The sequence below is a fragment of the Nonomuraea sp. NPDC000554 genome, assembly GCF_040300065.1.
Classification (GTDB): domain Bacteria; phylum Actinomycetota; class Actinomycetes; order Streptosporangiales; family Streptosporangiaceae; genus Nonomuraea.
Genome location: NZ_JBEPDC010000032.1, coordinates 112,310 through 124,264, shown reverse-complemented (window position 1 = coordinate 124,264; position 11,955 = coordinate 112,310). Strand labels below are relative to the sequence as shown.

Annotated in this window: 8 protein-coding genes and 1 pseudogene; 1 reads left to right on the top strand and 8 read right to left on the bottom strand. The window is 73.7% G+C overall.

The annotated features are described in order from the left end of the window. A pseudogene (locus ABT294_RS42005) lies at positions 1-180 on the top strand (o-succinylbenzoate synthase); the annotation flags it as partial. 67 nt (positions 181-247) lie between these two features. Here the strand turns inward: ABT294_RS42005 and tuf are convergent. The 8 genes from tuf to ABT294_RS41965 all read right to left on the bottom strand — a co-directional run bounded on the left by tuf (position 248) and on the right by ABT294_RS41965 (position 11,811). Beyond that, positions 248-1,414 carry an elongation factor Tu gene (gene tuf, locus ABT294_RS42000; RefSeq protein ID WP_350812051.1) on the bottom strand — a complete coding sequence of 389 codons (1,167 nt, stop codon included), beginning with the start codon at positions 1,412-1,414 and terminating at the stop codon, positions 248-250. 301 nt (positions 1,415-1,715) lie between these two features. Further along, on the bottom strand, positions 1,716-2,546 hold the full coding sequence (locus ABT294_RS41995) for a class I SAM-dependent methyltransferase (protein ID WP_350812050.1): 831 nt from the start codon (positions 2,544-2,546) through the stop codon (positions 1,716-1,718). A 253-nt stretch (positions 2,547-2,799) separates the two neighbouring features. After that, on the bottom strand, positions 2,800-5,589 hold the full coding sequence (locus ABT294_RS41990; protein ID WP_350812049.1) for a glycoside hydrolase family 2 TIM barrel-domain containing protein: 2,790 nt from the start codon (positions 5,587-5,589) through the stop codon (positions 2,800-2,802). An 82-nt stretch (positions 5,590-5,671) separates the two neighbouring features. Beyond that, the gene (locus tag ABT294_RS41985; protein ID WP_350812048.1) at positions 5,672-6,856 is read right to left on the bottom strand and encodes a M20 metallopeptidase family protein; all 1,185 of its coding nucleotides are present in this window, start codon (positions 6,854-6,856) and stop codon (positions 5,672-5,674) included. A 43-nt stretch (positions 6,857-6,899) separates the two neighbouring features. Next, complete coding sequence (locus tag ABT294_RS41980) at positions 6,900-8,030, bottom strand: amidohydrolase family protein (RefSeq protein ID WP_350812047.1); 1,131 nt, start codon at positions 8,028-8,030, stop codon at positions 6,900-6,902. Continuing rightward, the gene (locus ABT294_RS41975; RefSeq protein WP_350812046.1) at positions 8,020-9,267 is read right to left on the bottom strand and encodes a glutamine synthetase family protein; all 1,248 of its coding nucleotides are present in this window, start codon (positions 9,265-9,267) and stop codon (positions 8,020-8,022) included. Before ABT294_RS41975 ends, ABT294_RS41980 begins: the two co-directional genes overlap by 11 nt. Further along, positions 9,264-10,682: an APC family permease gene (locus ABT294_RS41970; protein WP_350812045.1), complete on the bottom strand. Its 1,419-nt coding sequence runs from the start codon at positions 10,680-10,682 to the stop codon at positions 9,264-9,266. The genes ABT294_RS41975 and ABT294_RS41970 overlap by 4 nt, the downstream gene beginning before the upstream one ends. A gap of 280 nt (positions 10,683-10,962) precedes the next feature. Further along, complete coding sequence (locus tag ABT294_RS41965) at positions 10,963-11,811, bottom strand: MurR/RpiR family transcriptional regulator (protein WP_350812044.1); 849 nt, start codon at positions 11,809-11,811, stop codon at positions 10,963-10,965. Positions 11,812-11,955 lie beyond the last annotated feature (144 nt).

The window sequence follows — 11,955 nt, the reverse complement described above, 5'->3', positions numbered from 1 at the left end:
ACCCTGCCAGGCGACACCTCCGCCTCACGCCGCTACTACGCCACCGACATCACCGAACCGTTCGAGCTGTCCGACGGCCACCTGAGCGTCCCGGCAGGGCCGGGGCTCGGCGTGGAGCCGATCCCGGCCGTGCTCGACGAGGTCACCACCGCCACCGAGTGGATCCCGCTGGGAGGTTGACCTTCGGGCGCGCCGGGGGTGACGCGGGCGGCCGGGTCCCGTACGGAACCCGGCCGCCGTCATGCGGCTAGTCGAGGACGGTCAGCACGGTGCCCGCGCCGACCGTCAGGCCGCCTTCGCGGACCGCGAAGCCCATCCCCGGCTCCAGGGCCACCGCCCTGCCCAGCTCCACCAGCGCCTCGACCGTGTCGCCGGGCCCGGCCGGCGCGTCCATGACGATCTCGCCCGGCACGTCGGTCGTGCGGAGGTAGAACTGCGGCCGGTAGCCGCTGGCGATGGGCCTGCGCCGCCCGCCCTCGGCCTCCGTGAGGAGGTAGAGCCTGGCGGTGAGGCGCCGGTGGGCGCGCTGCGAGCCGGGCGCCGCCAGCACCTGGCCGCGACGCACCTGCTCGCGCCGGACGCCACGCAGCAGCACCGCGGCGTTGTCGCCGGCCTCGCCCCGGTCCATCGTCCTGCCGAAGGTCTCGACCCCGGTCACCACCGCGGAGAGGCCCTCGCCGAGGCCGACGACCTCGACCGTGTCGCCGACCTTGACCGAGCCGCGCTCGATCGCGCCGGTGACGACGGTGCCGCGCCCGGTGACGGTGAGCACGTTCTCCACCGGCATGAGGAACGGCGCGTCGACGTACCGGACAGGGACCGGGATGTGCTCGTCGACCGTCCGGAGCAGCGTCTCGATGGACGCCGTCCACTCGGGGTCGCCCTCCAGCGCCCGCAGCCCGGAGACCCGGACCATGGGCACGTCGTGGTAGCCGTGCTCGGCCAGCAGCTCGCCGAGCTCCAGCTCGACCAGGTCGAGCAGCTCGGGGTCGGCGCCGTCGGCCTTGTTCAGCGCGACGACCAGGTGCTCGACCCCGACCCGCTTGGCGAGCAGCACGTGCTCGCGGGTCTGCGGCATGATCCCGTCCTGTGCGGACACGACGAGGATCGCCCCGTCGAGCTGCGCCGCCCCCGTGATCATGTTCTTCACGTAGTCGGCGTGCCCGGGCATGTCCACATGCGCGTAGTGGCGGGTGGCCGTCTCGTACTCGACGTGCGAGATGTTGATCGTGATGCCCCGCCGCGCCTCCTCGGGCGTGCGGTCGATCCTCTCGAACGGCGTGTACGTCGCGCCGCCGCGCTCGGCGAGCACCTTGGTGATCGCCGCGGTCAGCGTGGTCTTGCCGTGGTCGACGTGGCCCATCGTGCCGATGTTGAGGTGCGGCTTGTTGCGCACGTAGGCCTGCTTGGCCATGGTTCCTTCCTTTGACGCCTGGGAGTTCGCGTGACCCGTCGTGGGCCGGTCAACCTCCCCCCGCCGGGTCACCTCAGGACTTACGGGAGGAGGTCAGCGCTCCAGGCCGTCGCAGGCACGCTCGAAGACGCCCGCGGCGGCGGGCGTCGTCAGCTGAGCGTGCAGGAACATGAGCGTCATGGTGACGTACCAGAGCATCACCGGGCAACGGATTATTCCGCCGCCCGGTGTCTCGACGGGGCCGCCGCGGAGCGGGCACCCGATGTGACGACGCGGGCACCCGGTGTCTCGGCGGAGCCGGTCAGCCCGCGGCGACCGGCACGTCCGGGCGGTGGGCGGTGGCGAAGCGCACCGTGCGGGGCAGCACGAACCGCTCGTACGGGAGCGCCGACTCCAGGGCCGCCCTCGCCTCCGGGCGCAGGTGCTCAGGGATGGTCTCCAGGGAGGCGCGGCGGGCGGCCGACCACAGCCAGTCCCACACCTGCTCCGCCTCCACCACCACCTCGAACACCACGTCCTGGCAGCGGACGTCCTCCAGGCCGCCCTCCTCCAGCAGGTCCGCGAGCTCTCCTGGGCTGTTGAGCGCGCGCTGGAAGGGGGCGGCCCCGGCGCCGGACGTGTACGGGGCCAGCGCGTGCGCGACCGCGCCCAGGAACTCGAGCTCGGCGGGGGCGGGCTGGGCGAGCAGGCTGGCGGCCAGCCGTCCGCCCGGCCGCAGCAGGCCCGCCATGGAGCGGACGGCGGCCAGCGGGTCGGGCAGGAAGTACAGCATCATGCCCGCGAGCACGATGTCGAACCGCTCCCCCGCCAGCAGGTCGTCGGCCTGCTCGGCGTCGCCCTGTAGGACGCTGGCGTGGCTGAGCCCGCTCCGCTCGATCTCGGCCTCGGCGGCGGCCACCATGCCCGGGGCCAGGTCCAGCCCGACGACGCGCCCGTCCGGGCCGACCGCGTCGGCGGCGGGGAGCAGCGAGGCCCCGGTGCCGCATCCGGCGTCCAGGACGCTGTCACCGGGGGCGGGCGCGGCCCGCCGTACCAGCTCGGCGGCGACCGGGCCGAAGAACGGCACGCCGACCCGCTCGTAACTGGCGGACGCCCGGTGGAACACTCCGGCCATGTACTGCTTTTCGTCCACGACGACTCCTCAACGGGTCCGTTTCTACGGAGACGGGGCGGAGCGCCTTCGTCGGACACTCCACCCGGTGCGATCAGGCAGTGCGATCAGATGGGGCGATCAGATGGGGCGGCGGAAGGCGCTGCGGTATGCGCCCAGGCCCCTCAGGTGGGTCGGACGGGTGAACGCGGTGCCGGGGGTGTGCGCCAGGCACCGCGCGGACGGGTGAACGCGGTGCCGGGGGTGTGCGCCCCCGGCACCGCGCGGACGCGGGTCAGACGGATGAGAAGCGGAGCCGGAGCGTGGTCGGCCCGGCTTCGAGCACGTACGTCGGAAGGGCGCCGGGCCCGCACGAGGCGGTGCCGACCCCCTGCTGGGCCAGGTCCAGGTTGACGTGGACGCGGTCGCCCGGCACCAGGTCGGGCCGGTGGGCGGCGCGTTCCAGATCGGCGGTGGTCCAGCGCCGGGCCGTCAGGCCGAAGACGGGCGCGCCCGTCACCCTGATCCCGGTGCCGTCGGCGGCGGTCAGGTCGGCCCAGCGGACGTCGGCCCGGTGCCCGTTCTCCTGCGGGTAGACGTACGGCGTCTGCAGCTCCTCGACGGTGGCGGACCAGCGTCCGACCCGCGCGGCCATCCCCGTGTCGGGGTAGGCCTCTCCGGGGCCCCGGCCGAACCAGGTGACGTCGCCTATCGCGGCCGGCAGCGACATGACCACGCCGATCCTCGGGACGGGCTCGCTCCAGTCGCCTTCCGGCTCGACGTCCACGGTCAGGTCGAGCGCGTCGCCTGCCGCGCTCCACCGGTAGGTGGCGCGCATCCCGAGGTCGGTGTCGGCCGGCGCGACCCTGGTGCGGACGACGAGCTCGTCGCCGAGCTCGACCTCGTCCACGCGGTGGGTGAGCCGGTGCAGGCCGAGGGCCCGCCACCTGGTCGCGAGGCCGCCGAAGCGGTCGTTGTCGATCGGCGCCCGCCACAGCTCCAGCCGCGGGCCCTCGACGTCCAGGCCGAAGAGCCCGGTGAGCCTGCCGGTGCGCGGGTGGAAGGTGCCGCCGCCCAGGGCGATCTCGCCGGACCGGGCGACGGGCGCGGCGGTCCGCACCGAGACGGCGGGCCGCTCGGAGGATGGCAGGCGGGTCTGGCCCCACGCCACCTCGTGCCCGGCCGGCCCCCACGGCTCGTCGGCGGCGAGGACGGCGCGCACGGTGAGCCAGCGCTCCCCCTCCCCCGGCGGCAGGTCGGGCAGCTTGACCTCGCCGCCCGCCGCGGGGACGTCCAGGGCGAACTCCGCAACCTGGACGCCCTCCGCCTCGACGACGGCGTGGAAGCTCAGGTGCGACAGGTCGCGGAAGCCGTGGTGGTTCGACACCTGCGCGACCCCGTCGCCGAACGTGAACCGGACCGGCTCGTACACCTTCTTGAGGTCGAGCAGGCCCGGCGACGGCGTCCGGTCGGGGAAGATCAGGCCGTCGATGACGAAGTTGGAGTCGTGGACCGGCTCGCCGTAGTCGCCGCCGTAGGCGTACTCCAGGGACGGGTGCGCCAGCCCGTGGTCGATCCACTCCCAGATGAAGCCGCCGGCCAGCCGCGGGTACCGCTCGAACAGCTCCTGGTACTCGGCGAGCCCGCCAGGCCCGTTGCCCATCGCGTGCGCGTACTCGCACTGCAGGAACGGCATCTTCCGCCGTCTGGCGTCGAGTTCCGGGTCGTCCAGCGGGTCCTCGACGCCTCGCCCGATGGCCTCCACCTCGGCGTGGTCGGCGTACATCCGCGAGTAGACGTCGGTGCTGGCACAGGACCAGTCGCCCTCGTAGTGGAGGGGACGCGACGGGTCGCGCTCGCGGGCCCAGTCGGCCATGGCGGCCAGGTTCCGTCCGACGCCCGCCTCGTTGCCGAGCGACCACATGATCACGCTCGGGTGGTTCTTGTCCCGTTCGACCGTGCGGCGCATCCTGTCGAGGCACGCCTCGGCGAAGCGCGGGTCGTCGGTGGGGTTGCCGCGCCAGCCGACCTTGGTGAAGCCGTGCGTCTCCAGGTCGCACTCGTCGATCACCCACAGGCCCAGCTCGTCGCACAGGTCGAGGAAGTCGGGGTGCGGCGGGTAGTGGCTGGTCCTGACGGCATTGACGTTGTGCCGCTTCATCAGCAGGACGTCCGCGCGCATGGTCTCGTACGGGACGGCCCGGCCGTGCTCGGGGTGGAACTCGTGCCTGTTGACGCCCTTGAGCAGCAGCGGACGCCCGTTGGCGAGCAGGACGCCGTCCTCGATGGAGATCGTCCGGAAGCCGACGCGCAGCCGCACCGTCTCCTCGGGCAGAGTGACGGCCGCGTCGTAGAGCCGCGGCGTCTCGGCGGACCACGGCTCGGCGTCGACGCTCACCTCGACGCCTGGCTGGAGGTTCGTGACGCCCAACTCGGGGACGCTGAGCAGGCCCGGCCCGTCGAAGCTGATCGTGCCGTGCCCGTCGCGGTAGGAGGCGTGGACGAAGACGTCGGCGGTGGAGCGGGTGAGGGTCACGTCGCGGAAGATGCCCGGCAGCCACCACATGTCCTGGTCTTCCAGGTAGCTGGCGGCCGACCACTGGTGGACGCGCACGGCGACCACGTTGCGCCCCGGCCTGAGCCAGGGGCCCGCGTCGAACTCGACCGGCAGCCTGCTCCCCGTGGAGAAGCCCAGCTCGTGGCCGTTGAGCCAGACCCTGGCGAACGACTCGACGCCCTCGAACCTGAGCCGTCCGCCGGTCCAGCCGTCGGGCAGGTCGAAGGCGCGCCGGTAGTCGCCCGTCGGGTTCTCGTCGGGGACGCGGGGCGGGTCGATGGGGAAGGGGTAGGAGACGTTGGTGTAGGCGGGGGCGCCGTGGCCGTGCAGCGGCCAGTGCGACGGCACCGGCAGGTCGTCCCAGGACGAGTCGTCGTATCCGGGGTCGGCGAAGTCCGGCGGCACGTCGGCCACCGGGGAGAGGCGGAAGCGCCAGTCGCCGTTGAGGTCAAGGGTGGAGGCGTCGGAACGCAGGGCTGCCCGGGGTTCGAGGCGGCCCGAGCCGGGGGTGAAGGTCTCGAGATCCATCGTCGCCGAGCCTACGGGTTCGAGGCGATTTCGTCAGCGATGAGTCTCGTGTCCTGAGATGGCGTCCTTCGACGACGCTCCCTCATCCCGCCGCCGTGAGGTACCCGGCCAGCAGCGCCTCGGCGACCGCCGCCACGTCGTCGTCGCCCGGCAGGAACTCCGGGCTGTGCAGCCCGGCCGCCGTGTCGACGCCGACGAACATCATCAGCGACGGCGCGATCGCGCCGTAGTAGGCGAAGTCGTCCGCGCCGCACGACCGCAGCTCCTCGGTGACCGTCCGTCCCGCGTGCCTGAGCAGCTCGCCCGTCCGGACGGCCAGCGCCGAGTCGTTGACCAGGACGGGCTCCCCGCGCACGATCCGCACCTCGGCCGCGCACCCGTGCGCCCTGGCGACGTCCCGCACCACCTGGGTGAACCGGTCGTGCAGGGCCTCGCGCCAGGTCTCGGACATCGTCCGCAGCGTCCCCCGGGCGACGGCCTCGCCGGGGACGGCGTTCGGCGCGGTGCCCGCGTTGACGGTGCCGAACGTCACCACGGTCGGCACCATGGGGTCGGCGGCGCGGCTGACGAGCTGCTGCGCGGCGACGATGACCTGCGCCATCGCGACGACCGGGTCGCGGGTCAGGTGCGGGTAGGCGGCGTGCCCCTCCGCGCCCGTGACGATCACCTCGAACTCGTCGGACGAGGCGTTGACGGCTCCCGGCGTGCAGGACACCACGCCGGAGTCCAGCACCGGCTGGACGTGCGCGCCGACCATGGCGGCCACCTGGTGCCGCTCCAGCGCGCCCGACCGGACGACGTCCAGCGCGCCGGACGGGTAGCTCTCCTCCCGCGGCTGCAACACCACGACCAGCGGCTTGGCCGCCTGGACCCGGGACAGCGCTCCGGCCAGGGCGACGACGGCCGCCAGGTGGACGTCGTGGCCGCAGGCGTGCATCGCGCCGTTCACGGCCGCCCACGGGACACCGGTGCGCTCGCTGATGGGCAGCGCGTCCAGCTCGCCGCGCACCGCCACCGCCGGGCCCGGCCCGCCGATCCGCAGCACGGCGCCGGTCTCGGCGACGTACTCCAGCTGCGCGCCGGGCAGCGCTTCCAGGACGCGCTTGAGCGTCGGCCCCTCCTCGCCCGACAGGCACGGCTGCGCGTGCAGCTCCCGCCGCAGCGCCACCGCCCCCGGCAGCTCGGCGGCCAGCGCCTCGCGCAGCAGCGCGCCGCCGGCCCAGTCGCCGGCCCAGCGCTGGGCCGCGGCGGACTCGCTCCCCGTCACGCGCTCTCCCTCCGGCCCGTTCGCGGCCCTCTCATGTGCCCGGTCACGCGCCCGCTCCCAGCCCGTACACGCGCCGGGCGTTCTCGGCTCCCACCATGACGGCGACCCGCGCCGCCTGCTCGGCCGACCACTCCCCGGCGTCCACGAAGCCGCCGAGGACCCGGGACATCGCCCGCCGCCACAGCACCGCCCCGAGGTGGTGCAGCTCGGCGGGGCCCCAGGCGTCGGACGAGAAGAGGAGCTTGGCGAACGGCGCCAGCTCCAGGCTCTCCGCGACCACGGCGACGCTGCGCGCGCCGGTGTAGTTCACGCCCAGCCCCACGTCGAAGTAGACGTTCGGGTACACCTGCGCGAGGAAGCCCGCGTGCCGCTGGTACGGGTAGCAGTGCAGCAGCAGCAGCGGCACCCCGGTCGGCTCGGCCAGCTCGATCAGCCCGCGCAGCAGCAGCGGGTCGGAGCGGTGCAGGTCCACGTCCGGGTCGCCGTAGCCGATGTGGAACTGCAGCGGCAGGCCGCGTTCGAGGCCCGTCCAGATGAGGTGGCGCAGCAGCACCGGGTCCTCGACGCGCCCACCGGACGCGAGCCAGCGCCCGGCGGCCTCGGTGACCTCCTCGGGCGTGGGCGGCGCGGGGTCGAAGTCGAGGCCGTGCCGGTAGGCGACGATGCTCTTGAGGCCGCGGGCCGTCCGGGTGCGGTCCCAGAGGGCCTCGGCGAACCGGCCGGCGAACGCGTCGGCCTCGACCCCGTCGGCGGCGACCTGCTCGGCGACCGCCTCCAGCCGGACGACCTCGTCGGCCGGGACACCGGCGACCTCCGCCATGCCGGACGGGCTGAGGATCTCCTCGCCCCGGTAGCCGGTCTCGATGAGGAAGTGGCCGATGCCGCTGGCCTCCAGGAGCCTGGCGTTGACCTCGTCCGCGCCCAGGACCGCCCGCCTGGCCAGGTACTCCTCGGGCGAGGCGTGCGGGTCGAGGCCGAGCACGGGCGCGCAGTGGCGCAGGATCGCGTACCCGACCTGGGAGTCGAACTGGGTCATCCAGCCGGGCACCGGCCGGTCGGACTCGGTGATCAGCTCTTCGAACGCGGTGCGCGACAGGTCGTGCGCGGACGCGCCGTGCACGTGGTGGTCCACCAGGGGCAGGCTGTCGATGAGCGCGGCGAGGTCAGTAGACATCGGCGATCCTCCGGCAGCACTCGGCGTCGTCGAGCCCGTCGAGAGCGGCCAGTTCGGCGCGCTTGACCGACAGGTACGTGGTGATCAGGTCGGCGGGGAAGAAGCCGCGCACCACGTCGTCGGCCTCCAGCGCGTCGAGCGCCTCGGCCTGCGACTTGGGCAGCGGCGGCACGCCGGCCAGTTCCGCCTCGGTGACGCTCTCCGGCCAGACGCGCGGCGGCTCGTACCCGCGCCTGATCCCTTCGAGGCCGGCCCTGAGCAGGACGCCGAGCGCGAGCCACGGGTTGGCGGTGGCGTCGGCGGCGCGGAACTCCAGGTTGAACTCGGCGGGCGAACCCGGGCAGATGCGCAGCAGCGCCTCCCGGTTGCGCTCGGCCAGGAACACGCCGCCCGCGCTCCACCGGTGCGGGGTCAGCCGCAGGAACGACACCGGGCTGGGGGCCGTGACGGCGGTGATCGCGGCGGCGTGGCGCAGGATGCCCGCGCTGAACGCGGCTCCGGCCCGTGACAGCCCGCCGGGCCTGTCCGGGTCGGCCAGCTTGCCGCCCTCGAACGACACGTGGATGTGCACGCCGTTGCCGCTGCCGTCGGGGTGCAGGATGGGCGCGAAGCAGGCGCGCAGGCCGCGCCGCCTGGCGAGGTCCCGCACCAGCTCGCGCAGCAGCACCGCCCGGTCGGCCGCCTGGAGCGCACCCGCCGGGGCGAGCGTGATCTCGTGCTGCGCCTCGCCGTACTCGGGCAGCCAGGACTCGGGGGCGAAGCCGTTCGACTCCAGCAGCGCCACCAGATCCGAGCCGAACGGCTCCGCCGTCCGGTAGCGGTCGAAGGAGAACGGCAGTGACGAGGGCAGGCCGTCCAGGGTGAACTCGTGCTCGAACGAGGCGACGGGCGTCAGCCCGAGCCCGGCCAGCTCCGCCACGGCGGCCGAGAGGAAGCCGCGCGGGCAGCACTCCCACGGCGTGCCGTCGGGCAGCGCCTGCCCGGCCAGGTAGAGCCTGGTTCCGGGCACGTCGCCGTCGGCGGGGACGTCCACCCGGGTGCCCGGGTCGGGCAGCAGCCGCAGGTCGCCCGTGGAGCCGAACGGGTTCTCGGCGATCGGGCCGAAGCAGGTCAGCGCCAGGTCGGCGGGCACCCAGCCGGTGCTGCCGCGCAGCGCCGCGTCCTCCCTGGAGGCGGGCACGGCCCGGCCGCGCGTCTGCCCGGCCAGGTCGCACGTGGCGACGAACACGTTGGTCATGACAGGACGTCCTCCTCGACAGGGCCGGCGAACTCGGCGGTGAGCCGTTCGCCGATGCGGCGCACCAGGCCGGGCGCGGCGAACACGGCCACCAGCCCGGCCAGGCACCAGGCGCCCGCGATCCACGGGAACAGGCTGAGCGACTGCTGGTAGAACACGTAACACAGGTAGGCGATGGCCAGCACCGGTACCAGGATCTCGTATGTGGGGATCCGGCCGCGTCCCGACACGATGAACGCGACCACTCCCGCCGCCGCCACCGCGTAGGCGACGAGCAGGCAGAGGACGCCGAGCGTGGCGAACCAATAGTAGGCGTCGAACGCCGTCACGCCCGTCAGGTTCAGGATCGCGTCGCCGACCAGCCCGGCCACCAGCGCGACGACCAGCGCCACCGTGGGCGAGCCGGTGCGGGGGTGGGTGCGGGCCAGCCGGCGCGGCCCGAAGCCGTCGCGGGACAGCGCGAACAGCAGGCGGCTGGCCGCCGCCGAGGAGCTGATGGTGGCGGCGAAGGCTGACGCCATCGCGGTGAACGCGATCACCAGCGAGAACCAGGTGCCGATGTAGGACGCGGCGAGGGCCGACAGCGACGACTCGGTGCCCGCGAAGGCGTCCGTGCCGTCCTTGCCGGTGCCGAAGCCGATCGTCTGGGCGAACATCACCACGATGTACAGCCCGCCGGTGAGCAGGACGCTGCCGGCCAGGGCGCGCGGGATGTTGCGCTTCGGGTCGTCGGTCTCCTCTCCGAGGGAGGCGCACGCCTCGAAGCCGGCCCACGACAGGAACGCGAACACCGTGGCCGTCATGACGGCGCCCGTGCTGGTGCCGTCCAGGGTGAACACGGACAGGTCGAGCGTCTGCCCGGAGGGGGCGGTGCCGGTGCCGGTGCGGGCCACGACGACGGCGCTGAGCACCAGCATGCCGACGATGCCGACGCCCTCGACGGCGAGCAGCGTGCGGGCGGTCACCCGGGACTCGCGCGAGTTGACCGCCCACACCCCGGCCGCGGCGGCCAGGGCGACCACGAACCACGGAATGTCCCAGCCCAGGCCGAGCGCCTTGAAGAAGGCCTCGGCGAACACCGCCGTCGCGGCGAGCGTGCAGACGGTGAAGAACAGGTAGGTGCCCAGCAGCGCGAACCCGCCGAAGAACCCGGCCTTGGGGCCGAGCGTCACGCCGGCCAGCGCGTAGACGGACCCGGCGTGGTTGAAGTGCCGTGTCAGCCTGACGAACCCGTACGCGACCAGGGCGACGCCGGCGAGGCCGAGCACGAACACCAGGGGCACGGCCTTGCCCACGGTCGAGGCGACGCCCTGGCCGTTGAGCGCCATGGCCAGGGTGGGCCCCATGAGGCCGACCGACAGGGTCAGCGCTTCCCATAGTCGCAGCTTGCGCGGTGGGCGCGGGTCATCGGTCACCTGGCACTCCAGAGGCTCGTCGGGGGGCTGTTCAGGAACGAAACAGAACATTCACCTCTCGCGTCAAGGAGTCTTTGTGAAATTTATATTTCATCCCGTCCACCGCCACCGCACGGCGACGCCCGCCGAAGGGAACGGCACGGCACGGCGCGTCCACGACAGGAACGCCACGCGCGGCGTCGCTCCCCTGACGGGAGCGGCGGCGCGTCCACGACAGAAACGCGACACGCGGCGTCGTCCGCCCGGAGGGAGCGGTGCCGGTGCCGTGGCGCGGCGGGGGTCAGTCGATCGTGACGTCCCCGGAGATCTCCTCGATCCGGCGCAGCCGGTCCTGCCCCAGCCTCGCCGTCACCCGGGCCACCACGGTCTCCACCAGCGCCATCGCGGGGACCAGGCTGTCGAACGGGCTCGGCGCCTCGACCCTGGCGGGGATCACCAGCTCGGCTGAGTCGGCGGCGGGCGACAGCCACGGGTCGGTGAAGAGCACCACCTTCGCGCCGCGGGCGTGCGCGGCGCGGGCGAAGCTCACGATGTCGCGCTGGTAGCGGCGGTAGTCGAAGACCACGACCACGTCCTTGCGCCCGGCGTCGACGCAGGCGGCGCCCATCGCCTCCGGCCTCGGGTCGAGCACCCGCGTGCCGGGCCTCAGCAGCCGCAGGTGCAGGTCCAGGTACTCGGCGAGGATGTGCGAGTACCGCCCGCCGACGGACGTCACCCTCCTGGCGGGGTCGGAGAGCAGGTCGGTCACCCGGTCGAGCTCGGGGTCGGACAGGGCGGCGAACGTCTCGTCCATGCGCTGCCGGTACACCTCGGCCGCCGCGACGCGCAGCGACCCCTCGGCGGCGTGCCGGCCGAGGGTGAGCGGTGACGCCCGCCGCGCCTCGATCTCCTCCCGCAGCGCCTGCTGGAACGCCCGATACCCGGGAAAGCCGAGCCGGGCGGTGAACCGCACCACGGTGGGAGCGCTCACCCCGGCCCGCTCGGCGAGCCGGGACGCGGTCTCCAGCCCGGCGGCGGGGTAGTTCGCCAGCAGCGCCCGGGCGACCAGCCGCTCCCCCGCCGAGGCGTCGTCCAGCCCCCGCCGGACCCGCTCGGCCACGGACACGACCACCCCATCATCGCCGGCCATCGATCGCCTCTTCCTCGTCGCCGTCCCGAACTCCCATTCTGTCGGCTGCGGCGAACGGGAGAAGCAGGCGAGGAAGCACGAAGGGCCCGGCGGGACGGGCGTGACGGCCGGTCAGGCCGTCACCCGAGTTGCGCCGGGCCCCTG

What these genes read in the sequence shown, in the direction of transcription:
- tuf (WP_350812051.1), bottom strand. Translation starts at nt 1,414, where the DNA reads ATGGCCAAGCAGGCCTACGTGCGCAACAAGCCGCACCTCAACATCGGC.
- ABT294_RS41990 (WP_350812049.1), bottom strand. Translation starts at nt 5,589, where the DNA reads ATGGATCTCGAGACCTTCACCCCCGGCTCGGGCCGCCTCGAACCCCGG.
- ABT294_RS41980 (WP_350812047.1), bottom strand. Translation starts at nt 8,030, where the DNA reads ATGTCTACTGACCTCGCCGCGCTCATCGACAGCCTGCCCCTGGTGGAC.
- ABT294_RS41975 (WP_350812046.1), bottom strand. Translation starts at nt 9,267, where the DNA reads ATGACCAACGTGTTCGTCGCCACGTGCGACCTGGCCGGGCAGACGCGC.
- ABT294_RS41965 (WP_350812044.1), bottom strand. Translation starts at nt 11,811, where the DNA reads ATGGCCGGCGATGATGGGGTGGTCGTGTCCGTGGCCGAGCGGGTCCGG.